Annotated in this window: 24 protein-coding genes; 11 read left to right on the plus strand and 13 right to left on the minus strand. The window is 43.4% G+C overall.

The features are described from left to right. Positions 1-3: 3 nt before the first annotated feature. From PPO43_RS06525 to PPO43_RS06545, 5 genes are all read left to right on the plus strand, one after another. Positions 4-1,299: a hypothetical protein gene (locus tag PPO43_RS06525; RefSeq protein WP_272621007.1), complete on the plus strand. Its 1,296-nt coding sequence runs from the start codon at positions 4-6 to the stop codon at positions 1,297-1,299. 38 nt (positions 1,300-1,337) lie between these two features. Beyond that, positions 1,338-2,000 carry a hypothetical protein gene (locus PPO43_RS06530; RefSeq protein WP_272621008.1) on the plus strand — a complete coding sequence of 221 codons (663 nt, stop codon included), beginning with the start codon at positions 1,338-1,340 and terminating at the stop codon, positions 1,998-2,000. Positions 2,001-2,021: 21 nt separating this feature from the next. After that, positions 2,022-2,219, plus strand: coding sequence for a hypothetical protein (locus tag PPO43_RS06535; RefSeq protein ID WP_272621009.1), 198 nt, complete (start codon positions 2,022-2,024; stop codon positions 2,217-2,219). A 92-nt stretch (positions 2,220-2,311) separates the two neighbouring features. Continuing rightward, a complete protein-coding gene (locus tag PPO43_RS06540; RefSeq protein ID WP_272621010.1) occupies positions 2,312-2,713 on the plus strand; it encodes a transposase in 402 nt (133 codons plus the stop codon). After that, positions 2,713-3,246, plus strand: a complete 534-nt coding sequence (locus tag PPO43_RS06545; protein ID WP_272621011.1) for an IS5 family transposase — start codon at positions 2,713-2,715, stop codon at positions 3,244-3,246. The genes PPO43_RS06540 and PPO43_RS06545 overlap by 1 nt, the downstream gene beginning before the upstream one ends. A gap of 90 nt (positions 3,247-3,336) precedes the next feature. Here PPO43_RS06545 and PPO43_RS06550 read toward each other — a convergent pair whose 3' ends face one another. Then, entirely contained in the window at positions 3,337-4,107 is a 771-nt protein-coding gene (locus PPO43_RS06550) for a TIGR02757 family protein (RefSeq protein WP_272621012.1), read from the minus strand. A gap of 596 nt (positions 4,108-4,703) precedes the next feature. On the opposite strand from PPO43_RS06550, the gene PPO43_RS06555 reads away from it, so the two are divergent. Further along, entirely contained in the window at positions 4,704-5,342 is a 639-nt protein-coding gene (locus PPO43_RS06555; RefSeq protein ID WP_272621013.1) for a DUF4291 domain-containing protein, read from the plus strand. Here PPO43_RS06555 and uvrB read toward each other — a convergent pair. Next, a complete protein-coding gene (uvrB, locus tag PPO43_RS06560) occupies positions 5,339-7,369 on the minus strand; it encodes an excinuclease ABC subunit UvrB (RefSeq protein ID WP_272621014.1) in 2,031 nt (676 codons plus the stop codon). The genes PPO43_RS06555 and uvrB overlap by 4 nt on opposite strands. A gap of 99 nt (positions 7,370-7,468) precedes the next feature. Here uvrB and PPO43_RS06565 point away from each other — a divergent pair, with 99 nt between their 5' ends. Further along, positions 7,469-7,843, plus strand: coding sequence for a hypothetical protein (locus PPO43_RS06565; RefSeq protein ID WP_272621015.1), 375 nt, complete (start codon positions 7,469-7,471; stop codon positions 7,841-7,843). 223 nt (positions 7,844-8,066) lie between these two features. Here the strand turns inward: PPO43_RS06565 and PPO43_RS06570 are convergent, their stop codons facing one another. The 3 genes from PPO43_RS06570 to deoC form a co-directional block, all read right to left on the minus strand. Continuing rightward, positions 8,067-9,602, minus strand: coding sequence for a leucine-rich repeat domain-containing protein (locus PPO43_RS06570; protein ID WP_272621017.1), 1,536 nt, complete (start codon positions 9,600-9,602; stop codon positions 8,067-8,069). 161 nt (positions 9,603-9,763) lie between these two features. Further along, positions 9,764-10,153 carry a sporulation protein gene (locus PPO43_RS06575; RefSeq protein ID WP_272621018.1) on the minus strand — a complete coding sequence of 130 codons (390 nt, stop codon included), beginning with the start codon at positions 10,151-10,153 and terminating at the stop codon, positions 9,764-9,766. Positions 10,154-10,158: 5 nt separating this feature from the next. Continuing rightward, the gene (gene deoC, locus PPO43_RS06580) at positions 10,159-10,821 is read right to left on the minus strand and encodes a deoxyribose-phosphate aldolase (protein WP_272621019.1); all 663 of its coding nucleotides are present in this window, start codon (positions 10,819-10,821) and stop codon (positions 10,159-10,161) included. Between the two features lie 630 nt (positions 10,822-11,451). On the opposite strand from deoC, the gene PPO43_RS06585 reads away from it, so the two are divergent. Continuing rightward, positions 11,452-12,063, plus strand: coding sequence for a GNAT family N-acetyltransferase (locus PPO43_RS06585; protein WP_272621020.1), 612 nt, complete (start codon positions 11,452-11,454; stop codon positions 12,061-12,063). 12 nt (positions 12,064-12,075) lie between these two features. Beyond that, positions 12,076-13,560: an FAD-binding oxidoreductase gene (locus PPO43_RS06590; protein ID WP_272621021.1), complete on the plus strand. Its 1,485-nt coding sequence runs from the start codon at positions 12,076-12,078 to the stop codon at positions 13,558-13,560. Positions 13,561-13,789: 229 nt separating this feature from the next. Here the strand turns inward: PPO43_RS06590 and PPO43_RS06595 are convergent, their stop codons facing one another. From PPO43_RS06595 to PPO43_RS06620, 6 genes are all read right to left on the minus strand, one after another. Beyond that, a complete protein-coding gene (locus PPO43_RS06595; protein ID WP_272621022.1) occupies positions 13,790-14,497 on the minus strand; it encodes a hypothetical protein in 708 nt (235 codons plus the stop codon). Positions 14,498-14,917: 420 nt separating this feature from the next. Continuing rightward, positions 14,918-17,419, minus strand: coding sequence for an OmpA family protein (locus PPO43_RS06600; protein ID WP_272621023.1), 2,502 nt, complete (start codon positions 17,417-17,419; stop codon positions 14,918-14,920). A gap of 187 nt (positions 17,420-17,606) precedes the next feature. Continuing rightward, positions 17,607-18,782, minus strand: a complete 1,176-nt coding sequence (locus PPO43_RS06605) for a hypothetical protein (RefSeq protein ID WP_272621024.1) — start codon at positions 18,780-18,782, stop codon at positions 17,607-17,609. A gap of 15 nt (positions 18,783-18,797) precedes the next feature. Continuing rightward, positions 18,798-19,640 carry a mechanosensitive ion channel family protein gene (locus PPO43_RS06610; RefSeq protein WP_272621026.1) on the minus strand — a complete coding sequence of 281 codons (843 nt, stop codon included), beginning with the start codon at positions 19,638-19,640 and terminating at the stop codon, positions 18,798-18,800. Between the two features lie 79 nt (positions 19,641-19,719). Continuing rightward, positions 19,720-19,911: a hypothetical protein gene (locus tag PPO43_RS06615; RefSeq protein WP_272621027.1), complete on the minus strand. Its 192-nt coding sequence runs from the start codon at positions 19,909-19,911 to the stop codon at positions 19,720-19,722. Positions 19,912-19,916: 5 nt separating this feature from the next. After that, complete coding sequence (locus tag PPO43_RS06620) at positions 19,917-20,495, minus strand: RNA polymerase sigma factor (protein ID WP_272621028.1); 579 nt, start codon at positions 20,493-20,495, stop codon at positions 19,917-19,919. A gap of 364 nt (positions 20,496-20,859) precedes the next feature. Here PPO43_RS06620 and nadA point away from each other — a divergent pair, with 364 nt between their 5' ends. Both nadA and PPO43_RS06630 read left to right on the plus strand, forming a co-directional pair. After that, entirely contained in the window at positions 20,860-21,867 is a 1,008-nt protein-coding gene (gene nadA, locus PPO43_RS06625) for a quinolinate synthase NadA (protein ID WP_272621029.1), read from the plus strand. 17 nt (positions 21,868-21,884) lie between these two features. Next, positions 21,885-22,121: a hypothetical protein gene (locus tag PPO43_RS06630; protein ID WP_015692134.1), complete on the plus strand. Its 237-nt coding sequence runs from the start codon at positions 21,885-21,887 to the stop codon at positions 22,119-22,121. Positions 22,122-22,393: 272 nt separating this feature from the next. Here the strand turns inward: PPO43_RS06630 and ytxJ are convergent, their stop codons facing one another. Together ytxJ and PPO43_RS06640 are read right to left on the minus strand one after the other, a co-directional pair. After that, on the minus strand, positions 22,394-22,786 hold the full coding sequence (gene ytxJ / locus PPO43_RS06635) for a bacillithiol system redox-active protein YtxJ (protein ID WP_015692137.1): 393 nt from the start codon (positions 22,784-22,786) through the stop codon (positions 22,394-22,396). Between the two features lie 5 nt (positions 22,787-22,791). Then, positions 22,792-24,624, minus strand: a complete 1,833-nt coding sequence (locus PPO43_RS06640; protein ID WP_272621030.1) for a UbiD family decarboxylase — start codon at positions 24,622-24,624, stop codon at positions 22,792-22,794. Positions 24,625-25,784 lie beyond the last annotated feature (1,160 nt).

The raw sequence follows: 25,784 nt of genomic DNA on the forward strand, positions 1-25,784 counted from the left end.
AACATGGATTTAATTACAAAAAAGTTTTTTAAGCTGTTTTGGCAGAGTGAAGAATGTAGAACAATATTCTTACAACATCGAACAGAGCTTTTAGAAAAAGAGGTTGATTTGTTAATTACAACAAAGCACCATTATATGCCTCGTATTTTTATTACAAACATTAACCGTGTTAGGGAAGATACAGAATTACTAATATTCAAACTGGAAGAAGAAGAACTGGAAGTAAATCATTTTTTTGAAGAATTTGCAAAAAACTATCTGGTAGAAGAGCAGATAAAAACTTATCTACAATCAAAGTTTCCAAAAGGGATGCAACTAATTCCAGCTTTTAACTTGGAAACCCCTAATAATGCACTATTTCAAATTGCTCAAAAAATTTTTGAGGATTGGCAAAATGAAGTGCCTTTGGGAATGTCGATAACTAAGCATCTCATCAATACTTATCTATTGCCAACGAATATTCAATTTGAAAATTTTGAAGATGCTTTTAACTACTTTGAAAATATGGTTATTGAGGAAGTGAAATCAATCAATCTTAAAAATGCTTTAGATTTAAGGGAAGTAGTAGATACTATTGTTAAGATGTATAACTATAAGTTCAAACGCAACCTATATGATGCGAACCTAAAGTTTGGGGCTTCTTTATTACCTGCTAATAAGAAAGAATACAAAAAGAGATTAGCGTTATTAGACGCCTTATATGATTTTGAGGTATTGTCTGGAGGACATTATGAAGGACACTATGAATGCGTTGAATGTAAGAGCTTCAAATGTGTAAGCACAACCGATATAAAGCCAAGCAAAAATGAATTAAAGTGTCCTAATTGTGGGAGCAAAATGCTGCACATCGTTCCTTATCGAATTTATGATAAAGTTCATGAAAAAATAGTGCAAAATGATGGCTTATTAGCTGGAGCTATTGAATATCTCCTTGATTTAAAGGGGCAAAACTATACTAAAAATGGATATATAGAAGGAGCAAAAGATGTGGAATTAGATTTTATAATTAAATGTGAGGCAGATATTTACGTTACTGAAGTGTTAGAAATCAAAATGTTCAAAAACAAGGATTTTGATGCACTAAAAACCAACTTATTAGGAGCAATCGCTAAGATAAAAAAAGCTAAAGATAAATTGGTCAAATTAGATGAAGGTTGGAAAGAAATACTTTTTTCAGTAATTACTAATGTAAGAGATGAAGAAGTATTGAAAACTGCAAAAAAGGAAGCCAAAAGCGACCTTGAAGAATATAAAATTAAGTTTTTTACTCCTATGCAGTTTTTAGAAAACCATGATTAAAGAATACATCTAAAATTACCCTTTTAAATAATTTGAAAATGAAACAACACATTTTTTTCTTAAAAAAAGTTCCCTACTGGCAAGAAGTTATTATTCAAGAGATAGGAACAACAAAAGAGCAAATAGCTCAATTTTCAAATGCTTTTTTAGAAATACTTGCCTCAAGTCAAGCTGGGTTATGCCATACTAATTCTGCATTATTGTATTGTTTCTTACAAAAATATAGAGTTCCTTGTAAATGGAGAGTTGGTTTTTTTGAGACTTTTGAAGGATTCCCAAAATCCTGTAAAGTTTGGTCTCATCAAACAAATACTAATATTAGTTGGCATTCATGGTTAGAGATTGATAAGCAGATTTTGGATTTAACAATCATTAACCAAAAATTCCATTATGGCTTTCCTCCTATTGTCTTTGATAACATCATAAGTAGTGAATTAGTATTAAATGAACAGAGAGAAATAGTATCACCTAATGGGGAGATTATTGCAAAATATCACTATAAATGTCCCCCTCAGCATTTATCTGATAAGTCAAAATCTACTCCAAGTCTTATCAAAAACCAATTATCACCTATAGTTCAACTAAAAACAGCGATGGGAGACAAATGGGAAATAGATTTTAATAGTTTCATAAAGAGGCGGTTAGATGTAGATTTAGAAGAAGGCTGGTCAGAGAAATTTAATAGTTATGTTTGTGAGTAACTCTTAGTTAAAAATTAGGGAATGATATACATAGATTGGTTAAAGACTATTGAGCCAAAAGCAGAAAAAGCTATCCGAAGTCTCTTTGAAAAAGCACAAAAGAATCAACATCATAAATCTGACTTGCTTTTGACCATAATAAATGGACACTATAAAGATTATTGTGATTCTAAAATGCCATGGCCTTGTTGCATAAATAAACCCCTTCAAATCAGCTAATTACAAAAAACCTTTCGAATTAGGCATAAAAAAAGGGACAAGCCCCGTAGATTTAAGTTTTTTCGACGAACAATAAAACCTCGAGCTGTCCCATGACAAAAGTAGAAAAAACCTTACAGAACTACGCACTAATCAACAGATTTTATACCGCCCAAGGTAAGTTTCTTTTTAATGTTTGGTTTCCGCCTTTGGTAAGCAAAAACCTCATCGCTAAGCGCTCAAAACGTGGCAGATCTAAAACAATTTCTGATGAATTTATTCGCTATTTATTCCGTTTAAAAGTGCTTTTTTCATTTGGGTATCGACAGTTAGAAGGTATTCTAAAATGCGTCATTTCCAAATATAATTTGGATGTCAGGCCGATATCTTTTAGCCAAATATGTCGTAGAGTCAAGAACCTAAAACTGAATATTAAGCCTAAAAAAACGGATAAAGAAAGATCTATAGCGATAGATAGTACAGGACTAAAACCAAAGGACAGGGAGAATGGTTAATGAAAAAATATTTAGAAAAACAGCGTTCTAGCTGGATTAAAGTACATTTAGTAGTAGATGATAAAACAGGAGAAATCTTATCCGTAGAGATTACCACAGAGCGAAAAACCGATGCCTCTCAGCTTCCAAAGCTGATGAAAAAAATGAAATCCTTGAATATTACCCATGTTTACGCAGACGGAGCCTATGACCAAATAAAATGTCGAGAAGCAATTTGTGCGGCTGGGGCGATTCCATTGATTCCCCCACGTAAAAATGCTCGCCTAAAAAAAGGAAAAAATGGAGAGCTAGTCGATAGTTATCGCAACGATGATATTTTATATATCTGGGAGTTGGGATCGGCTGCTTGGAAACAAGATTTAGGCTATCATCGTCAAAATTTAAGCGAAACTGCAATGATGCGACTCAAGCACTTTTTCTCTGAACGGCTCTCTTCGCTCAGCTTTAAGATGCAGAAACAAGAAGTGCTGATGCGTATTCAAATTTTAAATGAGCTTAATGTTATCAAGTTAGAAGTTGCTACTAATCAGTAAATTATGATTTATGCAACAAGGCCCTTTCTGACTCATCGTTAATTGTTTGATGTTTTTGTAATTTATTTCCCTCCCAAAATACAAAACTTCCTACAATAACTCCCCCTCTACCCCCATCCCAAACAAAGCAAAATCATACTTTGCAGGATCTTCAGCACAAAGCGCTCTAGCAGCTTGCCCCAACTCCAAACAAGCCGCCCAATCGTCTTTTTCTCGCTGCAAAAGCCCCAAGGCCCTCGCCTGCCGACCGACATGCACATCTAATGGAAGCAGTAGTTGCGCAGGCGAAATTTGCCGCCAAAGCCCAAAATCTACCCCCGCCTCATCTCGGCGAACCATCCAACGCAAAAACATATTTAAACGCTTACAAGCCGATTTCCGCGCAGGAGTAGCAATGTGTTTCCGAGTCCGCTGCGGGGCCTCTTCCAAGGCAAAAAAGTCTTGCTCAAAGCCGAGCAAAGCCGGCCCAACATGCTCATCTTCTGGCCCAAGATGCCGCGCGAATGCCTGCTCCAAACTATCCTCTTTTTGGTAATATTGCTGTAACCAATGCAAAAAATAAAGGGCATCCGTGGGCTGAAATGTCCGATGCTTAAAGTCCAAAAATGCCTTACGGTCCGCCTCCTCATGGTTCACAATAAAATCATGGGGCGCATAATCCATCAACTCCAACAAGCGCTTTCCACTCTTAATGATGCTGGCCCGACGCCCCCAAGCCAAAACAGCCACCCAAAAGCCAATGATCTCCCGATCAGCCGCCTTACTCAAACTATGCGGCAAACTAATCGGATCATCTTTGATAAAATTTGGTCGGTTGTATTGCGCCACTTTTTCATCCAAATAGGCCTTAATATCTTTCATTTTTTTGTTTTTGGGGCCTCCCGCCTGCGGCGGGCGCTACGTTGCGGGGCTCGCTATTCGCTCGGCCCTTCGCCGCCAAAAGCGGCTCGGTCTGGCCTGCGGCCACCCCTCCACATCGCTAGGCCAAATGCGCTAAAAAAAAACTTTGGCCCTCTTCAAGAGGACCAAAGTTGAAAACTAAACCCTAAAACCCATGAATAAACTTTAAATGCGTCATAAGCGCATGAGCTGACTTAAATTAACCGCTCCATCAGGAGCTGTCTAAGTTGCTTAAGTTCTATTAGTAAACTACGCTCCCCAAAAAAGGTTGAGCTTTTTTTCATTTTTATTTCCAAAGCGGCCCTTCTGCATCTAGAAGGCGCAAAGCGCCTGGACTAGCGATGCGACAGGGTGGCGCGCAGCGCCAGACCGAGCCAGCAAAGCTGGCGAAGGGCCGAGCAGACCTGCGAGCCCTAAAGCGACAACAAGAACTTTAGTTCGCAGTTCGACGACCGTAGGGAGTAACCGCCGCCACATTATATTCAGCGGAGGCCCCAAAAACAACTACTTCCCAATGGGAACTATAGGCCGCCGAGCAAGCTTTAGAAGAGAAAAAAATGAAAACAGTAAATTATCAGGATTATCTGGCGGGGATTCCGCCAAAGGGGCAGCATATTTTGGCCCAAGAAAGAGGCGATGAAATTTTGGTGTATCAGGCATTTCGGCCTGAAATTGCCCAGTATGCTTTGGCGCATCAGCAGTTTGGGGGAGCGCATTACAGCTTTTCGAGAATGACATGGATCAAGCCCAACTTTTTGTGGATGATGTTTCGGGCGGGTTGGGCCAGCAAAGTGGGCCAAGAATATATTTTGGGCATTTGGATCAAAAAATCGGGTTTTGAAGAGATTTTGGCCCAATCGGCTTATAGCTCCTTTAAGGCCGAAATTTACGTTGATCGAGAAAATTGGCGCAAGGATTTGGAACAGAAAAAAGCTCGGTTGCAATGGGATCCCGACCATAATATTTATGGCGGCAAAGAAGAGCGACGAGCCATCCAATTGGGCATTAAAGGCGAGTTATTGCAGCAATTCAACCAAGAAATGATCGTAGAAATTATAGATTTGCGTCCCTTTGTTTTGGCCCAAAAAGCAAAAATTGATGCAGGGCAGCTCAGTGAATTGCTTCTGCCCGAAGAAAGGGTATTTAGGCCAAAAAATGAGGAATTAGCTGCCTTTTTGGGCCTAGATGAGGATTAAGCGCCAAAGCGTTTTTTTAATAAATCTTGCAATTCAAAAAGTTGGTCGCGATATTGAGCGGCCGATAAAAAGTCGGTGGCCTTGGCCGCCTCTTTCATTTTACGGCGGGCCTCTTCGATCGCTTTTTCCAGTTGTTCCTTAGACATCGTTTTGAGGATGGGGTCTTCGGCCACCAAGTTTTGTTGGTCTTCTTGTTCGTATTCCTTGCCTTGCAGGCGGCCATCTAGGACCGAGCTTTGGCGGCGAATTTCATCCTTAGATTTGAGGACCGTAGTGGGCGTGATGCCATGTTTTTCGTTATAGGCCATTTGAATGCTGCGGCGGCGATTGGTTTCATCCATCGTTCTTTGCATAGAGGGCGTAATCTTGTCGGCATAAAAGATTACGCGGCCATTGGCATTACGGGCGGCTCGTCCTGCGGTCTGTGTAAGCGAGCGTTCATTTCGCAAAAAGCCTTCTTTATCAGCATCGAGGATAGCGACTAGGGCTACCTCGGGCAGATCTAAGCCTTCACGGAGAAGGTTAATTCCAATGAGCACATCAAATTCGCCTAAACGGAGATCTCTCAAAATTTCCACTCGTTCTAGGGTGTCTACATCAGAGTGAATATAGCGGCAGCGGATATTGTATTTGGCTAGATATTTTGCGAGTTCTTCTGACATCCGTTTAGTAATGGTCGTAACCAAAACCCGTTGATCTTTGCGGGTCGCGCTGCGGATTTCATCCATAAGATCATCCACTTGGTTGATGCTGGGCCGCAACTCGATAGGAGGATCGAGTAAGCCAGTGGGACGGACGATTTGTTCGACCACTTCTCCCTCTGTTTTTTCTAATTCGTAAGCGGCGGGCGTAGCGCTCACAAAAACCACCTGTCGCATCAGGCTTTCAAACTCCATAAAGTTGAGTGGGCGGTTATCTAGGGCTGAGGGCAGGCGGAAGCCATGTTCAATCAGGGACATTTTTCGGGCTCTATCGCCGCTATACATGGCCCTAAATTGCGGCATAGTTACATGGCTCTCATCCACAATCATGAGAAAATCTTCGGGAAAATAATCGAGTAGACAAAAAGGGCGGGCGCCAGCTTGTCGACCATCGAAGTAGCGGGAATAGTTTTCTACGCCAGAGCAATAGCCGAGTTGGCGCATCATTTCTAGGTCCATATTGACACGTTCCCGCAGGCGTTTAGCTTCTAGGTGTTTGCCTTCCTCCTCCATATATTCGTAATGTTCACGGAGTTCATCCTCAATTTGTCGGATGATTTGTTGCATACGATCTTTTGGGGCCACATAAAGGTTGGCGGGGAAAATAGCCACTACGCTAAGGTCTTCTAATTTTTTGCCTGTTTCGGTATCTATGCGTTCAATTTCGTCGATTTCATCGCCAAAAAAGCTAAGGCGGAGGCCATAATCGGTATAAGGGAGGTTAATATCTAGGGTATCGCCTCGCACGCGGAACTCTCCTCGCTCAAAGCTATTTTCGCTACGGGCGTACAAGCTATCTACCAGTTGGTAGAGTAGGCTATTTCGGCTAATGTTTTGGCCAACTTCTAGGCGCATCACGCCTTTTTTATAGTCTTCGGGATTTCCCATACCGTAGATACAAGAGACTGAGGCAACAACCACAATATCTCTACGGCCCGATAATAGTTGGGAAGTTGCTCTTAGGCGTAGTTTATCGACCTCGTCATTAATGGCTAAATCTTTCTCGATATAGGTATCGGTAGAAGGCACATAGGCTTCTGGTTGGTAATAATCGTAGTAAGAAACAAAGTACTCTACCGCATTATTTGGGAAAAACTGCTTAAACTCGCCATATAGCTGGGCCGTCAAGGTTTTGTTATGCGTTAGGATGAGCGTAGGCTTTTGCAATTCTTTGATCATATTGGCCATAGTAAATGTTTTTCCGGAGCCGGTAACTCCGAGTAAACATTGGTAGCGATCGCCTCTTTGGGCGGCTTCCACTAATTTTTCGATGGCTTTGGGTTGGTCCCCTGCTGGAGAAAAGGGAGAATGGATCTCGAACTGCATAATTACGGGCATTAATGAGGCGCAAAAATACGACTTTTGCTTTAGGCGCAACTAATATTCATCTTATCTTTTATTAAAGTCAATTAAAAAACAAGGCTTATGCGTATCAGTTTATTGATGGGGTTATTGCTACTCCTTTTTTCGGGTTCAGTTTCTGCACAGAAGATCAAGTTTTCGGTAGATCATCCTGTGGTTCAGCGAGTAGTTAAGGCGGCGTTGAAGGAATATATTCCGAAAGTGCGGAAGAAAAATGAGAAAATAAAAGACATACAGTTTAAGTCGACCAAGGTTGGGGAAGACTACAACAAAGTCAAGGGGACAGTATTATTTGACAAGCCGGGCAAGGCATTGGGGAATGGGAACTATCGGTTTAAGATGACCATAGGGAACAACTTGCTCAAGCCAGAGATTAAGCGGTTGAAGTTGCAAGTAGCGCGTATTTGGTTTATTCGGTTTTACAAGCGGGTCATTTAATTTTGGGTAGAGCGTTTACAGGCAAAGGTCAGATGATAAGGTCTATTTGGCCTAGCGATGTGGAAGGGTGGCCGTCAGGCCAGACCGAGCCAGCTTGCTGGCGAAGGGCCGAGCGAAGAGCGAGCCCTGCAACGTAGCGCCCGCCGCAGGCGGGAGGCCCCAAAAGGGAAAAAATAAAAAGCCCCAACTAGGTAATAGATGGGGCTTCATATTTGGGGGGTAATTACTTCCAGCTAATCTCGCATTGATCGAGGTAAAGGCCTAATTCTTTGATTTGTTCGTAGGGAATATTGGTACCAGAAACATCTAGGTAGATAAGAGTAGATTTAGCGGCCCAGGTTTTAGGAATTGTTTTGTAGGGAATATTGGCTATTTCTAGAGATTCTAATTTGGGGAGTTTGGCAATAAAGCTGGGAAAATCATAGACTACATCTTCTTCTAGGACATCATCAATGCTGACTGAAGAGGAAATATTGAGGCTAGTTAGGGGAAGATTTTCCATTCCTTTGGGGAAGACTAGTTTTTCGTTGCTGGCGACATCTAATTCTTCCAGTTTTTTGAGTTGGATAAGAGAGGGGTGCAAAATTTCGATCATATTTTCATCGAGGTAAAGTGTTTTTAGATTTGGGGCGCCTGTAAAATTGGGGCAATTAGTGAGCATACAGTTCGTCAGGTAGAGTTCTTCTAGGGCGGGCATATATTCGCCTTTAAAGAAATCTGCATCGATAATATTATCGCTAAGGTAGATGAGTTTCAGTTTTTTCATCGGAGTCTTTAGATTATTGATTCCTATGATATTATTATCTAAATGGAGTTCTGTTAAGTTAGGGATTTGGGCAAAAAAGGCGGGTAATTCCATTAGTTGATTATTGCTTAGGTAGAGTTCTTCTAGTTGTTGGAGTTGGGTTAGGCCTTGGGGGAGTTCTCCAATTTTGTTACCGATAAGGCTTAGTTCTTTGAGTTGGGTGTAGGCCATAATTTGGCGAGGAATTTCCTGCATCTCTGCATTGTCGATACTCAGATAATAGAGTTGTGGGAGTTTTTTGGGGAGTATTTGAATTTTTGTTCGGTTGAGATAAAGTTCTTTAAGGTTGGGGGCTTGAATATCGAGTGTATGTAGGGGGTTGTCGCTCAGGTCTATATTGTGAAAGCTTGGGCCAAAGGTCATTTGGACATTTTCGATTTCATTTTCGCCTAAATCGACATAATTCAGTTTTGGTAATTTACTGAGGACATCTGGACAAGTTTTCAGTTTTAGGCGTAGTAGTTCGATTGTTTTGAGTTCTTGTAAGTTGGCGAGGGCATTCCAATTGGCTGTTGTAAGTGTTTTATTATTAGATAGATTAAGCTCCTCTAGGTTTTTGAGTTGAGCAATTTGTTTGAGGGATTCTTCGGAAAGTTGGTTATCGGCTAAGTAGAGTGTTTTCAGCTTTTGCAGTTTAGTAAAGCTTGGGGGTAGAGATTTAATCTCATTATCGTCGAGGTCTAGGTATTCTAATTCTGGGAAAGCGGCCCAAAAGTCGCCAATTTCTTGAAGCTGGATTCCGTTAACACTTAGTTCTTTTAGTTTAGTGAAAGCGTTTAGGCTTTTGGGGAGGGTTTGGAAACTTTCCTCAGAAAGGTCTAGAGAGCGTACGTCTTGGGGATTAGCGGCTAGAGCTTCTTTTAAGGAATAGTACTCACCATCTTCTTGGGCAAAAAGGGAGAAGTTAGTTAAGAGCAAAAATAGGAAGGGTAAATAAAGGGAATTGGTATTCATGCTTATAGATTTAGATGGATAAATTAAGCTATTGGGCTAAGTTAAGGATAATTATGCCAACTGTTTTGTCTATATCAGGAAGGTCTTGGATTTGCTTATTTTGGGCATAAAAAAGGCCACTCATCCGAAGGAGAGTGGCTAAAGGTTTTCAGTTAGCTTGTTTAGAACTCACTAGCTTGTGCCTGATTATTTTTATAGACAAAGGCGCCGGGAAAATCTTCCTTTACCTTTTGGAGTTGCATATAGGCTTCTAATTTAGTGTAGTAAGCTCCCCAATTGAGTCGATAGTAGGGTTGCTGGTAGGTCCAGTTAGCCTGTTTTTCTTCTTTTCGGTTAAAGCGGCTTTGTTTTTCGAGCAGTTCGTATTTATCGCGGCTCACCATTAGTTGGATACCCCAGGCTTTAATTTCCCGATCCTCTTTAAAATTGAGTTCTTTACGGAGGTCTAGTAGTCTTCTAATTTGGGATTCCTCGTTCTTTTCTATGGCTTGTTGGCTAATAGCAAAAGGCAAACAAAAGAAGCTAAAAATGCAGCATAAAAGGGGGCGCATAAGATTTATTTTTTGGGCACTTGAATCAGTTCTAGGCCAGAGGAAGTACCTAGTCGACTAGCGCCAGCTTGCATAAGTTGTAGGGCTTGTTCGGGTGTTTTTATTCCACCAGAAGCTTTAATTTTCACGTTAGAGCCTTTCAGAAACCCTTTAAGTTGGCGTACAACTTCTGGGCTAGCTCCAGCTTGAAAACCTGTAGATGTTTTGACATAGTCTACTCCAATTTCCATACAAATATCGCAAAGGCGTTGCATTTGGATATTATCGAGCAGGCTAGTTTCTAAAATTACTTTGAGCGTACTACCATGCAAATGTACTGCTCTCGTTACTGAGTCAATATCATTTTGCACATAACTCCATTCGCCATCCATAACAGCTGCAATATTAACGACCATATCGACTTCATCGGCACCTTCTGCAGTTGCTCTTTTAGCCTCTTCTACTTTTGCCGAGATAGTAGAGTAGCCCATCGGAAAGCCGATAACCGTCACAATTTTGGGTCTTTGCTCAAAATTGGATAAAAAGTATTTTGCTGTATTAACGTGGAAAGGAGGAATACAGACCCCAACAAAGTTGTTATCCACGGCTTCTTGACAAAGTTGTTCAATGTCAGAAGAGCTAGCATTTGCTTTTAGGAGTGTGTGTTCTATAGCATCAGCTAAATTCATAGCCTATAATAGTTATGTGTTGAATGACAAAATTTGTCCTTTAGGCGGCTAAATTACGGATTAAATTATAAAGTTGACGCCTTGCTTCTTTATTTTTTATTTCGAGAATTTATTAAAAAAAAGCAAGCCTTTACTTGAAGGCCATTTCAACTCTCTCTTTCATCATTTTACCTCCTCTTGAGTACAGAATTAAATGGGTGTAGAATCTTGACTAAAATCTTCTATAATGTAGGACTAATCTAAGACCACTACAATATTCACTTATTTGTATATATCAAGAAAAACGCCTTTTTAAATGTACATTATTATCTCCATAATATACTACTGGCTTCTATCCCAAAAATGCTTGTAGGGTAACAAAAAATACATAATAGATGATGTATTCCGTAACAAAAAGCAAAGATTACATCTTTTACTTTAGACGATTTTTAATCTACCAAAGTTCTAATCATGTCACTATATCCCCCTAGAGATTTCATAGCCAATTAAATTTCGGCTTAACAAAAAGTATCTTTTATATTATTTTTTAGAACTATAAGTTTATATATTTGTAACTGCCTAACAAATATATGGAGACCGACCGCACAATTAACTACTACCTATCTTAGCTAATTCAGAACCACGGTTACTATGTTTTTCCATTCCCCCTACTTTAATTATAGCATCAAGCAATTTGATGCTATAACAGAACCTAAATTGTCTGCAGACTACCATCGAAAGCATTTGGAAGTCTTAGCTGCATTTGGCGTTGGCCCATTGGGCTCAACCCTATCGCCTTGGTATCAGCGGCCAGCTGTTACTGTTTTTGTCGCTTATGATGAGTCAGATGAGATGCTGGCTGGAATTCGTTTAGAGCGTTTAGAGCAACAACCTTATGAGCTTCCCCTTTGTCATGCTATTTCTGTAGATAGCCCAGACTTACTCCCTAAAATTGGCCGCCACAAAGGCCGATTAGCAGAAATTTGCGGTGCTTGGGTTGCTCCTACAGCAAGAAAGCGCGGATTACTACAACATTTGATTGGCCTTTGTATAGATCAAGGGGAAAAAATGCAACTAGATTATTTACTGGCCATGCCTCCCCAACATACAAAAGGGATTTTTCGAGAATATGGCTTTAGCCCTGTCCCCAATGCATTGGGGAGAAGTGAGTATTGCTATCCTGATGATCGCTATACTTCTACTTTAATGGAATTAGATTTATCTCTTCAACCTGCTCAAGCTAGCGCAGCTTTTTGCAACTAATTCTAAATAAAAATGTACTCAACTCCCACCTTAGAAGAATGCTTTTTAAGTGTTCTTCCAGCCACCGCTATATCTATGGCCCCCCAATCAGCTAAGGAAAACCTTACAGAATATCAAGCCCCAGATATTATTGCAGAACTCCGTCCTACAAATAAAGAGGAACTAGCGGCTATTTTAACCTTAGCTCAAGAAGAAAACTTTAAACTCTACCCTATTAGCTCTGGCTTTAATTGGGGACTAGGGTCTAAACTCCCCGTAACAGGTCCAGCCGTTTTAATTAACCTTAGTCAATGGAAATCTATAGAAGTATCTGAAGACCTAGAATATGCTATTATTGGTGCTGGCGTTACTCAAGAAGATCTCAATGACTATCTTCAAGAACATCAACTAGCCCTAAAATTTCCTCTCACAGGTTCTTCAAAATCAACAGCTATTGTTGGTAATATTCTAGATCGCGGCGCTTCTGCCTTCTTCCATAGACGACAACGCCTCCTCGGCCTTGAAGTCTTACTCCCTTCTGGCCAATGGCTACAAACTGGCCTCTGGCATTTTCATAAAACCCCTAGCTCCCCACCACCACTCTATTATGCAGCAGGTATAGGCCCTGACCTCAACGGATTATTTACCCAATCTAATTTGGGCATTGTCAGTAGAGCCGTTATCCAATTACAACCCAAAAGTACTGGACTTCTCTTTTTTGCCGACTTCCAAGAGGAACAACTTATCCCTATTATCCAAAAATTGAGACAACTCCGACAAGATAATATGCTCAATGAAGGGATTCTCCTCACCAATAAAAATGATCCCCGAACTACTGAAGGTAACCCCTTTGATTATAACGGACAATGGACGCTTATCGGCTCTTTCTCTGGCAGCAGTAGCCTGCTCGAGTTTTTACAAACAGAACTATCTTTAGAATTAGCTCAGTTTTGCCAAAAAATTGAATTTATCCGCAGCGATAGCAAAACAAGCTGTAACCATCCCTATCAAGAAGTTCTGAGAGATCTCTATAATGGTATCCCCTCCGACTATAGTATACAAACTATGGCCAAACTCCAACAAACTTCTGTGCAATCAGCCCAAGAAGTAGATACCAACAAAAAATTTCCAGGTATGGCCGTAGCTCTTCTCGCCGTTCCTTTTCATGGGGCCTCCTGCCTAGAACTTATGGAACTTATCTACGAGATTAGCCTCGATATGAACCTCCGCCCATTTTATAATCTAGCTAGCCTAGATGAAACTACTTTCGAAGGCTTTTTCCGCGTATATTTTAATCGAAATGATCCTGAAGCTACCCAAAATGCAAAAAAATGGAGCCAAAGAGTCCTCCAAGAAGCAGCCGAAAAATTAAGCATTTTTCCCTACCGACTCTCCACGGAACAAATGGCCCACTTTTGCCAAAATACAGAGGATAACTTCTGGCACACAATCGGACAAATCAAAAATAGCCTAGATCCCCAAAACTTAATCTCCCCTAAACGATATTGCCCCCACTAAAAAAAAAGATGAGGGCCGCCTAACGGCAGCCCTCATCAACCAATTCCAAAACTCAAAAACCAACTATAAGAACTTGTTTCTTCTATAATACACCAGCTTTCTCTAGACCATTAGGGATAGTCACTTAGAAAAAACCTTGTACCAAGGCCTTAGGGAGGGCCACTCTATTTTACCGCATTATTTCAGCAGCACAGTACACTTGTTCTTCAAGTATTTTATAAAGGGATTATTATGTCTTTTTCTTTTGTATCTGAATCGCTTCCTGCGTTTCCTTAATCTTTTCCTCCTGCAACTCAATAGCCGCCCGCTGCTCTAGCAAAACTTCCTCCTCTTTCCCTTTATCCTCCTCCACTTCCCCAATCCGAACCTCTATTTTTGCTATCTCTTCTCTATATTTTTCTATCTGCTTGGCCAATTTTACAATAGCCTTTTCTTGCTTCTTTGCTTCTTTTTCCTGCAACTTTAACGCAGCTTTCTCCGCCTTTTCTCTAGCCTTCAATAAATCTAAGAAAATAACACTCGCAAAATCTTGCATATACTCCCGAGCTAAATTCGCCCGCTTAGGATATTCTTTACTCGATAAATAAACCGCCCCCAAATCACACCAAAACACAAATTCTAAACTATCCTCCGACACAATTACCGTCCGCACATACAAATCAACGGTGTTTGTACTCATGTCCTTAATCCGCGCATCATCCGTAAACATACGGTCCTGCCCCTTCTCATACTTGGCCTTTTGCTTGAATTTCTTCTTACTATAATTCGCCCAAGCCTTTTTTACAAACTTACTATCCCCCGTCGGCAAACTCATCACAAAAGCCGACTGACTACCCTCCGAAAGCGTCCGAAACTCTTCGTTAATACTAGCTTCCAATTGCCCAAATAAAGGAACAATATAAAGCAAGGGGAAAATAAGCAATAATAGGGATCGCATAAAATTAGTAAGTTGTTCTTTTACTATAAGTTAAGTGATTAAGGAGGGGCGTTAACCAATAGCAATGCAAAGCTATAAAATATTTCTATATCTAAAAAGGCCAAATAATGTTAAAAATAGACCTTAACAAATTGATAAGATTTAGTTTCCAACTAAATAACAAACAGCTCTAAAGTTAAGCTTTTAGAACCATTATAATTAAACGTTTATTTAATTAAATTTTGGGGCCTGCCCTCGCTTCGCTCAGGCCGTTCCCTTTCGGGGCTCGCAGGTCTGCTCGGCCCTGCGGCGGCTTTGCCGCCTGGGTCGGCCGCTGCGCGGCACCCCTACAGGCAGCTAGGCCTGCGGCGGGCCTGCGGCCCGCTCAACATCGGCCTAAGGCCGAGAACTGCTGCCCTGCGGGCGCCCAAAACTGGACCACTAGTATAAACTCAACTCTACCCGACGATCCTCTAAGGCATTCCCCTCCGATTTCCGCTCGCCAAAAGCCGCTACACTAATCCGATCCGCCGCTATCTGCGAAGTCTGCAGCAAATATCGCTTGACTGCCTCCGCCCGCGCAACAGATAAAGCCTCATTTTTAGCACTGTTGCCCGTCTTGCTCGCATAACCCGATATGTCTAACTTTAAATTCGGCTGCTGACGCAATATACTCCCAATAAGATCCAAACTCCGCTGAGCCTGTACACTCAAGTCCGCCGAAGCATTCGCAAAGTAGATCCGACTACTATATTGCCCAACCTTAGCCATCGGCTGCCCTTTTAACTGCCGATTTAAATCGCCTAACATCCCCACAGATTGCTTAATTTCTAACAATTCTTGCTTCAACCGATGATTTTCTGCCTGCAAGGCCGCTAACTCTGCCTCATTCTGAACCTGAGGCAATTGCGCGATTTCAGCTTCTTTCTGGGCCAAAGCGGCCTTCAAATCAGCTAATTCCTTGGTTTTTAAGGCCAATTCCATCAAAGCCGCCGAATCTGCTACCTGCCGATAAACAGTATCAACAACTACTAGACGCTCTTCTTCTGCTCTGGTCACAGAATCTCGACGCATTTTTTCCAAATCTAATCGCAATTGGGCCAACTTTTCCTGCAACTCCTGCTTATTATCATAATGTATAATCGTAGTATCCCGCTGATCTCTGGCCCGCTGTAATTCCTGCTCTAATCGCAAACGATCAGCCTCCGCCGCAGCCAAAAGACTATCATTTGCCCCCTCATTGATCCCCCGCAAAGCTAAACCCAAATTGGCCAAACTAACTTGCAGGTCCAATAACTGCTGACTAGAATCCCGCATTTGCATATCAATTAATTCCAATTGCTTGTTTAAAGCCAAGAGCTGAGCCTGCTCACTACTATCAAAACGCGGAATCTCTTGCTTGATGATGATCACTGAATCTCGCTCTATCAACTCTGTTTGCGTTTGTGTCAAAAACACAGTGTCTATTTGGACCAGTGTATCTCGAATTACTTCTACTTCCCGCTCTTGCTGATAAACTGTATCTACCCGACTTTGGCCCGCTTCTACTACTGTATCTATTTGGACCAATTGCTTCTCTCTATAGACCGTATCCACTTGATAAATCGTATCCCGCTTAATGAGGCTAGGCAAACTGTCTATGGTCCTAATTTCTATGTTTTGTCCCCCTTTTTGCTGCCTCAACCACTCCCAACGCAGTTCATTTAAAGCTTGCTCATGCTTTAGCTGCTCCCGCAAAAGAGCCTGCTCTCTGAGCAGCTCATTCCGAAGGCTTTCTATGTTTTGGGCCTCTTTTTCTTGGACCAATAAAAGTTCTTGCTGCCGCTGCTCCGCCTCCAAAAGCGCTAAGCGATTGGCCAAATGATTGGCCGCTGGAGTAGCTGGATAAGTTCCTTCAGGCGGAGTTGCCGCCCCTTTTTCCAACTCATTTTTTTGTGTCGTAGCTTGACTGCTGTCTGCCGCTTGGGCGGCTTCTCTTGTTTGGAGCAAGCTCATTTCATTGGTAAAAATGATGGGCGCATCAAATGCACTACTGCTCCAACCAAAGCTATAATAAAGCCCTAGGGAATTATAGGTAAAGGCATCAAAATTTCGATTATCTGTTCCTCTTTTTTGGCCCTGTTGGTTGCTGGGATTAGCTGCATAGGCTTGGGCCGTACTGTTGTAGTTATCGGGATAATCGCCACTGACATCATCCAAATAATCGCTAAAGGTATAGAACAACTGTGTTTGCAGTTGTAAGCTCAGGCGTTGCGCTAAACGGAATTTAAGCCCAAAGCCCAAACTCGTCTGCCAGGTCCAAGGCGAATAAGCTTGGCCCTCCGTTTTTAGTGCTCGCAAATCGGTTTCAAAAATGCCATCCTGCTCAATTTCAAAAGCGAGATTGGCATTAGGGTCATTTTCGGCCAAATTATAAATGCGGCCATTAGACCAATAATGATAGCGTTGCCCATTGGCTAAGTACAAATCGGCTTTGTTGCTGAAATGGCTAAAACCTAAACCCAAAGAGAAAAAGGGCGTACAAAAAGCATTGGGTCCAAACACTCGCCCGTTATCGGTATAATAAACAAAATCGACTTGGCCGCTATAGACCTTCATTTCGGCATTGAGGGCCCGAGAAAAATAAGGATCATCGGTTTGAAGCTCTCCTGCTCGATTTTGGTAGCGGTCATTGGTCCGCATCAGGTGGCTACTGCCCGAAAAGCGGAGGGTCCAAGCTGCAGACAGGCGTTTTTCTAGCGCAATTTGATAACTTAAATAGCTGGCCATTTCCTCAACATTTTGGTAGGCGGATTGATTGGTCCAGAGCCGTTGGTTGAGGTCGCCATAATATTGGCTAAAGCCCGTAGAGGCGCCAATTTTCCAGTGAAAATCGGTTTGTTGGGCCTGCAAAAGGGCCGTACTCAATAAAAAAGCGGCAAGTAAAGGGAGATATTTAGACATAGGAAGAAGCGTTTAATTGAGGGAGGAAGTTTTGCGGTGGACAGGCGGCGAAGCCGCCGCAGGCCTAGCTGCCTGTAGGGGTGGCCCGAAGGGCCAGACCCAGCCGCCGAAGGCGGCGCAGGGCCGAGCAGACCTGCGAGCCCCGAAAGGGAGCGGCGGGCGTAGCCCGCAGGCCCCAAAAAAATAATTAACGCTCTAACTTAGCCGTCAAGTTAATTTGTACACTAATGCCAAAATTTGGGCGCACATAGACCCGGCTGCCCAGACCAGAAATCTGGCCTGCCGTATTGGCCTCTTCCAAGAAAGTGGCGCCTGCATTGAGGTAAATAAACTGATAGAGTTTGTGGCTGAGCCCTAAGTATACTGGGCGTTTGAAGATAGGACCACTGAGATCGTTGCCATTTTGGCCTAGGTCTCTAAAATTGTTGACATAAGCGCCCACCGTGATAGCCGTATTGCTGAGAATGCGGGGCGCAAAAGCGCGCTTGCCCAATGGAAACGCCAGGCCGATAAAGGCCGAGCTGCCGATGGAAAGATTAGAAAAGTCGCCCTCTACATAAGTGCCGCCATAGCCGAGTTGGATAGACAGCTGTCGGTCAGTTTTCTCCGTTTCATAATCGTTGATATAGCGGCTATCGCTCAATTTGGCCAAATTGGTATTGAGAATTTGGTCCAATTCGCCATGAATGAGCGTTTTGAGATCGGCGATGAGTTTTTTGCGGTATTCGATTCGGGCCTCATCCTTACTTTTGCCCAAAAAGAGAAACTTTCCCTTAGACAATTTGGCCTTTTCGATTTGGCGAAGCGTCTGTTTGATGATATCAGAAAAGCCATCAAACTGAATATTGGCGGCGCTGCGGTAGTGTTTTAGGCCTGTTTTGACAATCTTATTCAGATCGGTCATAACTTGATGATTGCTTCTGTTGAGCTGAATACTGCTCTTGCTCAGGCCAAAGGTTTGCTCCAAATAAGCATCTAAATGCTGATAGAGTTGTGTTTTCAAAGCCTGTTGTTCGGCGGCATTGATGGGCCGAAAAAAGCTAATTTTAAAATCGTATTCGGTACTTCCCCGCAGCTTATAATTGATAGGGAGATTAAACTCCGTGGTCAGCTTATCAAAGGGACGTTTCCAGGCCGCCACATAGAGCGGTAGACGTTTTTCGCTGCCCTTATCATTATAGACCGCAATTTCTACATAATTGACATCCTGCGGCGCCTTGCCTTGCAACAAAATATGCGTTTCGGCTGGCAGCGGTTGGTTATTATTGAAAGCCGCCTTTTCATAGTCAAAACTAACGGCTTTATGCTGCCCAAAAAGGGAGCTGGCGCAGCAAAAAAATAGAATGGGGAATAAGTACTTCATAGTTGTTTGATTGGGCTAGTCACCACTAGCTTGTTTATATATTTTTACTTCTTCTTGAATAAACTTTTGGCTGGGGATCACCACTTTTTCGTCCTTGGTTTGCAAGGTAATGGCTATGCTGCTAATATCGATGATTTCGCCGCGAATGCCTTTGATCTCGACCTCTTGGCCTACTTCAAACAGCCGCTTGCCATAAAAACCCGCCAAAATATTGGCCAAGACATCTCTAGATGCAAAGCCGTAGGCAATGGCCGCAGAGCCCATAATGGCACCCAAAATAATAAAGAGATTAGAACTAATGATCGAGGTATCAATACCCGCCTGTTGTAAGGCCGTCAAACTAATTACGATAAATATCATATAGTAGACCACTTGGCTAATGATCTTGCCCGCACCAATGCCCAAAGAAGCTGTAGCCCCTTTAATGACATCTCGAACCAAACCCGCCGCAAAGCCCCCAATAATAAAGAGTATAATAGCCGAAAAGAGCGTAGGCAAATAGCTAATGAGCTTAGAAATCTCTTTAGAGATGACGGTCCAACCCAAAATATCCGAAGCAGTGGTAATTACCAGCAACATCACTAGCCAATACGCCAATTTTCCCATCAGCTCACTAGGCGTTTGCTTAATATTGGCCTTCTCTAGAAAAGAAGAGAGCTGAATCCGTTCCGCCAACTGATCAAACCGAGCCGTTTTGAGCAATTTCCGTAGGCCTTTATTGATCAATTTGGCTATAAATAACCCGCCTAGAAAAACAAAAAGTGCCCCAAATAAAGCAGGTAGGGCCGCCATAATTGCCGAGGTTGTTGCCTGTAGTGAAGCAAAAAACAACTCGGTCCACTTACTAATATCTCCCATGATTAACAAAAAATTGTGGCCTATTGTTGACCAATAGCCCGTCTTATTGATTAGAGCCCAACAAAAGCTGTTGGTCACTTTATTCTTCTTTTTTATCTACTTTTTCTGTGCAATCTCCTAATAACTGAAAATTGGTTTTAAAAAACGTTGGCCCAAATAGTTCCAAAACATCCCCAATCAACCTAAAAGTCTCTAGCTCCGAAATGACTACCGTCTTTAATTTTTCGGGCGGCTGCTTGTCCAAATGCATGCTTTTAAACAAATCTTTCATCTTCTCTATTTTTTTGCTGGAGAAATACAAGAGGCCAACCACTCTCGGCCCCGCTTCAAACGCATCTTAATGGCACTTTCCCCCATTTCTAGGGCCTCCGCCATTTGCTTAATGCTCATCTCTGCATAATATCGCATAGACAAAACTACACTATAATCTTTTTTGATATTGGCCAGACAACGCTCCAATTCTTTTACATTGGCCGCCAATAATTCTTGCTGCTCAGCCTCAATGTCATCCTCACTCATCACATCAAACTCCTCCGGCACTTCCTCTTCTTTCCTTCGCTTGTTTTGCCGAAAATGCTGCATACAATGATTATAAGAAATCGTATTGACCCATAAAGAAAAATTGGCCCGCCCCTCAAATTGCGATAATTTGGTAAAGATCTTAATCATAATATCATGCGTCAAATCCTCCGCCAAAGCTTCCCGCTTCACCAAGGAAACCGCCTTCCGATACACCAAAGGCGCATAACGATCATACAAAATCCCAAATAAATCACTTTGGCCCTGCTGCACAATCAATTGCACCAATTCCTCATCACTCAAAGCTGATTGCTCTACCCTACTTTTTACTTGCATAGCCTCTCTTTTGTTTATGTTTGCTTGCCTAATTTCAAGATACAACTTTTTCAGAATTATTAAATTCTTCCTCAATTTATTGAACCTCTTTCGCCCTACTTAGTTTAGAACTAAAGCAAAGCTTAGTTTAATTCTAAAAATAAGCTTATATTTGTTTAGTATTTGGGGCCTCCGCTGCGGCTTCGCCTTGCGGCGCTACGTTCCGCAGCTCGCTATTCGCTCGGCCCTTCGCCGCTTTCAGCGGCTCGGTCTGGCCCTGCGGGCCACTGCTGCACATCGCTAGGCCTGCGGGCCTTCAACCCTCTAAATCGCCTTTTTTTGTCCTGAATTCAGGCTTCCACTTTTCATATAATTGACACTGATTATGAGCCAACTCTTGCAAAATGCCCAAGAAAACCTCAACGCTAACGGTTTTCTAGATCTAGAAGTAGATCCTACTCTGGACCTCGTCCAAGAAATTGAAAAACTCAAAAAGGAAAAGAACGCCATTATTTTGGCCCACTATTACCAAGAAAGCGAAATCCAAGATATTGCCGATTATATTGGCGATAGCCTCGGCCTAGCCCAACAAGCCGCCAATACCGATGCCGATATTATCGTCTTTGCTGGGGTCCACTTTATGGCCGAAACCGCCAAAATGCTCAACCCTAGCAAGAAGGTGCTTTTGCCTGACCTCAAAGCAGGTTGCTCTCTAGCCGACTCTTGCCCCGCTCCCATTTTCGCCAAGTTTAAGGAAAAACATCCCGATCATGTGGTGGTGAGCTATATTAACTGTACCGCAGACCTCAAAACCCTAACCGATGTTTGCTGTACCTCTACCAATGCCAAAGCAATCATTGATAGCATTCCCGAAGATAAACCCATCATCTTCGCTCCCGATAAAAATCTTGGCGCTTACCTCAATAAGGTAACGGGCCGCGATATGATTCTCTGGAACGGCTCCTGCATGGTCCATGAAATTTTCTCTCAAGAAAAGATCGTTAAACTCAAAGAACGCCATCCCAACGCCCTACTTATTGCCCATCCCGAATGTGAGGCCCACCTCCTCGATATGGCCGATCATGTAGGCTCTACCAGCTCTTTGCTACGCTTTACGGCCGAGTCTACAGCTAAGGAGTTTATCGTCGCTACCGAAGTGGGCATTATCCACCAAATGGAAAAGGCCAATCCCGAAAAGACCTTTATTCCCGCTCCACCCAATAATACTTGCGCCTGCAACGAATGCCCCCACATGAAGCGCAATACGATGGAGAAACTTTACCTCTGCATGAAGCACGAACTGCCCGAAATCCACCTACAAGAAAAACAGATTGTAGAAGGTAGAAAATGTATCGATCGTATGCTAGAGGTTTCGGCTAAGGCTGGCTTTTAAGTAAAAAATAAATTGCTATGACTAACATTAGCCTCCAAGCAGCTTTAGCCGCTCTAGAGCAAGAGCAAAGCCTAAAAGGCTATCAGTTAGCCGAGCTAGAGCCTAAAGTAGAAGCCCTAATTGCTATGCAATTGAATAAATTGGGGCTGCTCATTCAAGAGCAACAAATTTACTATGAAGAGGAGGATATTCAAGATGATGCAGAAATAGATGACTATGACTGGAAAATCATTCCTCCCCCTCCAGTCGACTAAAGCAAAAGGCCAAACCCTTCTGGGTTTGGCCTTTTTTATGGTCCAGAGGCGGGCTTTGCCCGCCCCGGCTGAGGGATGGACAGCAGTGGCCCGCAGGGCCAGACCGAGCAAAAAATGCGCAGCATTTTTTGTGAAGGGCCGAGCGAGTAGCGAGCTGCGACACAGCCCGACCCGCCCAAAATTCATGAGGGTTTTAACCCTCATTGATAGATCTTCGCAAAGCGATACCTTGCTTGCGGTGGGTTTTAACCCGCCGAGAGCAGCCCCAAAACCTAAAGTACTGCCTGCAATTCCTCCCAGCGAATATCAGAATGAGAACAATCCATCAGGGCCTGCCCATTTTGGACCACAATCAATTGCGGAGATTGGTGCATTACGCCCAATTCTTCGGCGATGGCGTTAGAGATTTCTCGGTAGGCGATGAGGTCCAAAAAGTACATCTTTGGCCCCTGCCCCTCCGCATAATCCCAGCTTCGTTCTAGCCTTTTTTTGGCCATCGAGCTGATAGAACAGCGAGTACTATGTTTAAACAAAACGATCTTTTCGTTTTCCGATTGGGCCAAAGCCGCCTCCAAATCGTTTAGGCTGCGCAAAGGCTGCCAAGGCAGGGCCGCTTGCTGCTCCTCGCCCCCCTGCTTTCCAAATAACTGATCAAAAAATCCCATAGCTTTTATTTTATATGGGCGAGAACGCCCCCTTTTGCAAATAATTGATCCACCTTTTTACTGACGGCTGGATCCATTTCTAGTACTGGTGCATGATGCGGCTTGATGCGGGCATCCAAAATCAAAGGTCCCTTACAGCCCCAATGCTTAAACTCCACAAAACTATTGACCCCATAAATATCATGAGAAGGATTGGCCCGGGTAAAAGCCGCCCACAAAAAGTTGTTGAGTGTTTGGGCCATAAAGGCCGAATCATCGGCCAAAATAATCAGTGGAAACTGCTCTAAATCTTGGCCCGCCAATTCGCTGTTCAATTGATTGAGCTCCGCTTTGGCCGTTGCTTGGTCCTTAAAAGCCGCTGCTTGAATAGCCAATACCCCAGGTAAAACGAGCTGAGGCGACTTAAAGTTTTCAGGCAAACGCAGATGTCTAGGCAATTCTCGCCCAAGCTCCCGCAATTTTGGTCCACAACAAGCCATGACGACTTTTGAGCCTTGGTTCCAACCAGAACCTGAATAATCTAGGGTGTCGATGGTGGTTTTGGTCTGAAAATGCAGATCCCGCTCCCAATTGATCCGCTCGAGTACGTGCTGGAAAAAATCGGGCATATCATGCGTATCTAAGGGCTGTGGACGATCGCCATCGGCAGCAATGAGGAGAAATTTGGCCAATGAGGTTTGCCCACTGCCCAAAATCCGATTCGCTATGGTCAAGATTTCCTCTGGCTGCCGCTCTCTAAAGGGCATATAGCGCTCGCTGCCTACAGCCAGCAAAAGCGGATGCACACCCGCCGCATCTACGGCATGTATATCTTTAAGGCCTGGAAACTCTTGGGGCGTGAGCTCCTTGACCAGCTCATGAATCAAATAACCAAAGCTAGAGTCCTCTGCTGGTGGGCGGCCAACTGCTGTAAAATGCCAAACGGCATCTTTCCGATGATAAACCTTGTCCACCTTCATATAGGGAAAATCATGCGTCAAACTATAATAGCCCAAATGATCGCCAAAAGGCCCTTCAGGCTTTTTCTGGCCCTTGACTACCTCTCCCGTAATGCAAAAATCAGCATCGGCAGAAAGCAAATAATCATCCTCCCAAAAGTAGCGAAAGGCCCGACCATTCAACAGCCCCGCAAAGGTCATTTCCGATAAGCCCTCAGGCAAAGGCATAATGGCAGAAAAAGCATGAGAGGGCGGTCCCCCCACAAAAATACTGACCTTAAAAGGATCATCTGTTTGGTTGTATTGGCTATGATGCACCCCAATTCCCCGATGAATTTGGTAATGTAAACCAATTTCTTCATCCATTTTATAATCATTGCCCGACAACTGAATGCGATACATCCCCAAATTAGAGTGCATCACATTGCGGTCTTTGGGCGGCATACTCAATACCTGCGGCAGGGTAATAAATGCCCCGCCATCCATGGGCCAAGCCTGAATTTGTGGCAGGTCCGAGATCTTGCATTCTCCATATTTTACGGGCTTGCTCCAAGCTTTTCGGGGCAGGCCCGTCAGGGCCGTAAAGGGCGTGCCAAGATAACGCCCCGGCTTTTTCATCAACTGCATGGGGTCAATTTTCAACTCGATGACCTTTTGCACCTTGGCCAAGGTATGGCGAAACAAGAAACGGGTCCGCTCAAAAGTGCCGTATAAATTAGATACAGCAGGGAATTTACTGCCCTTCACATTCTCAAAAAGGATAGCGGGCCCCTTGGCATCAAATACTCGCCAATGAATTTCCGCCATTTCCAAATAAGGATCAACCTCTTGCTTTATTCGGACCAATTGCCCTGTCTGCTCTAAATCTAAGAGGGCCTGTTTCATGCTTTTATATGCCATATTTTGTCTTGCTTTTTGGTTTTAACAAGCCGGGCTAAAATAGGTTGTTTTTTTCTTTTCTGATAAATGAGTTGTTTTTTTTGGGGCCTTACTTCCTCCGGTCGTCGAAGACGGACTAAAGTCCTTGTTGTCGCTGCTCGCTGCTATTTTGGGGCCTCCTGCCTGCGGCAGGCGCTACGCTTCAGGGCTCGCTGTTACTTGCTTCGCTGCGTCGGCTCCCGTTGGTCGGGTCGCTCGGCCCTGCAGCCTGACGGCCTTGGTCTGCGGCTTCGCCGCCCCCTTTCGCATCGCTAGGCCTGCGGCGGCTTCGCCGCCTGCTACATAGGCCTGTAGGTTGAAACCTACAGCCATACAACAAAAAACATCCTCGATCCATAGCGTGGAGGGTTTCAACCCTCCACAGCTTTTAACGGCCCTCAGAATTGCTGCATTTATGATTGAGGCAGCCTAACAGATGTTTATTTATGGAGGGTTTTAACCCTCCATACTATATTAAAAGGCATTCGTTAATTGGCTGTAGGTTTCAACCTACAGCTATGGCCCTGCAGCCTTTAGGCTGCAGGATTCTTGGCCCAAAAATACAAGGGTTTTCAATATGTTGTTTTTAAGCGAGCCTAGCTAAACTGTCGTAGGGCTGGTCCAGAAAAAAGATAGGGCCTTAAACAGCTATCCCAAGCTAATCGGAAAAATCCAAACGCCATGGGGAATTTCCCCACGCTAATCGGAAAAATCCAAACGCCATGGGGAGTTTCCCCACGCTAATCGGAAAAATCCAAACGCCATGGGGAGTTTCCCCACGCTAATCGGAAAAATCCAAACGCCTTGGGGAATTTCCCCACGCTAATCGGAAAAATCCAAACGCCTTGGGGAATTTCCCCACGCTAATCGGAAAAATCCAAACGCCTTGGGGAATTTCCCCATGCTAATCGGAAAAAGCCAAACGCCTTGGGGAATTTCCCCATGCTAATCGGAAAAAGCCAAACGCCTTGGGGAATTTCCCCACGCTAGTCGGAAAAATCCAAACGCCTTGGGGGATTTCCCCACGCTAATTTGCCGCCTCCAATCGCCTTGGGGAAACCCCCAGAGGGGATAGGCAGCTAGACATTGGTCCAAATCAGCAGCAAAGCGGCAATGCTCTTTTGCTTTTGGTCATGATTGGA

This window comes from Saprospira sp. CCB-QB6 (assembly GCF_028464065.1).
Lineage (GTDB): Bacteria > Bacteroidota > Bacteroidia > Chitinophagales > Saprospiraceae > Saprospira.

Bases quoted from the DNA above. Each gene is read 5' to 3' on its own strand.
- PPO43_RS06525 (WP_272621007.1), top strand. From the start codon at position 4: ATGGATTTAATTACAAAAAAGTTTTTTAAGCTGTTTTGGCAGAGTGAA.
- PPO43_RS06530 (WP_272621008.1), top strand. From the start codon at position 1,338: ATGAAACAACACATTTTTTTCTTAAAAAAAGTTCCCTACTGGCAAGAA.
- PPO43_RS06535 (WP_272621009.1), top strand. From the start codon at position 2,022: ATGATATACATAGATTGGTTAAAGACTATTGAGCCAAAAGCAGAAAAA.
- PPO43_RS06540 (WP_272621010.1), top strand. From the start codon at position 2,312: ATGACAAAAGTAGAAAAAACCTTACAGAACTACGCACTAATCAACAGA.
- PPO43_RS06545 (WP_272621011.1), top strand. From the start codon at position 2,713: ATGAAAAAATATTTAGAAAAACAGCGTTCTAGCTGGATTAAAGTACAT.
- PPO43_RS06550 (WP_272621012.1), bottom strand. From the start codon at position 4,107: ATGAAAGATATTAAGGCCTATTTGGATGAAAAAGTGGCGCAATACAAC.
- PPO43_RS06555 (WP_272621013.1), top strand. From the start codon at position 4,704: ATGAAAACAGTAAATTATCAGGATTATCTGGCGGGGATTCCGCCAAAG.
- uvrB (WP_272621014.1), bottom strand. From the start codon at position 7,369: ATGCAGTTCGAGATCCATTCTCCCTTTTCTCCAGCAGGGGACCAACCC.
- PPO43_RS06565 (WP_272621015.1), top strand. From the start codon at position 7,469: ATGCGTATCAGTTTATTGATGGGGTTATTGCTACTCCTTTTTTCGGGT.
- PPO43_RS06570 (WP_272621017.1), bottom strand. From the start codon at position 9,602: ATGAATACCAATTCCCTTTATTTACCCTTCCTATTTTTGCTCTTAACT.
- PPO43_RS06575 (WP_272621018.1), bottom strand. From the start codon at position 10,153: ATGCGCCCCCTTTTATGCTGCATTTTTAGCTTCTTTTGTTTGCCTTTT.
- deoC (WP_272621019.1), bottom strand. From the start codon at position 10,821: ATGAATTTAGCTGATGCTATAGAACACACACTCCTAAAAGCAAATGCT.
- PPO43_RS06585 (WP_272621020.1), top strand. From the start codon at position 11,452: ATGTTTTTCCATTCCCCCTACTTTAATTATAGCATCAAGCAATTTGAT.
- PPO43_RS06590 (WP_272621021.1), top strand. From the start codon at position 12,076: ATGTACTCAACTCCCACCTTAGAAGAATGCTTTTTAAGTGTTCTTCCA.
- PPO43_RS06595 (WP_272621022.1), bottom strand. From the start codon at position 14,497: ATGCGATCCCTATTATTGCTTATTTTCCCCTTGCTTTATATTGTTCCT.
- PPO43_RS06600 (WP_272621023.1), bottom strand. From the start codon at position 17,419: ATGTCTAAATATCTCCCTTTACTTGCCGCTTTTTTATTGAGTACGGCC.
- PPO43_RS06605 (WP_272621024.1), bottom strand. From the start codon at position 18,782: ATGAAGTACTTATTCCCCATTCTATTTTTTTGCTGCGCCAGCTCCCTT.
- PPO43_RS06610 (WP_272621026.1), bottom strand. From the start codon at position 19,640: ATGGGAGATATTAGTAAGTGGACCGAGTTGTTTTTTGCTTCACTACAG.
- PPO43_RS06615 (WP_272621027.1), bottom strand. From the start codon at position 19,911: ATGAAAGATTTGTTTAAAAGCATGCATTTGGACAAGCAGCCGCCCGAA.
- PPO43_RS06620 (WP_272621028.1), bottom strand. From the start codon at position 20,495: ATGCAAGTAAAAAGTAGGGTAGAGCAATCAGCTTTGAGTGATGAGGAA.
- nadA (WP_272621029.1), top strand. From the start codon at position 20,860: ATGAGCCAACTCTTGCAAAATGCCCAAGAAAACCTCAACGCTAACGGT.
- PPO43_RS06630 (WP_015692134.1), top strand. From the start codon at position 21,885: ATGACTAACATTAGCCTCCAAGCAGCTTTAGCCGCTCTAGAGCAAGAG.
- ytxJ (WP_015692137.1), bottom strand. From the start codon at position 22,786: ATGGGATTTTTTGATCAGTTATTTGGAAAGCAGGGGGGCGAGGAGCAG.
- PPO43_RS06640 (WP_272621030.1), bottom strand. From the start codon at position 24,624: ATGGCATATAAAAGCATGAAACAGGCCCTCTTAGATTTAGAGCAGACA.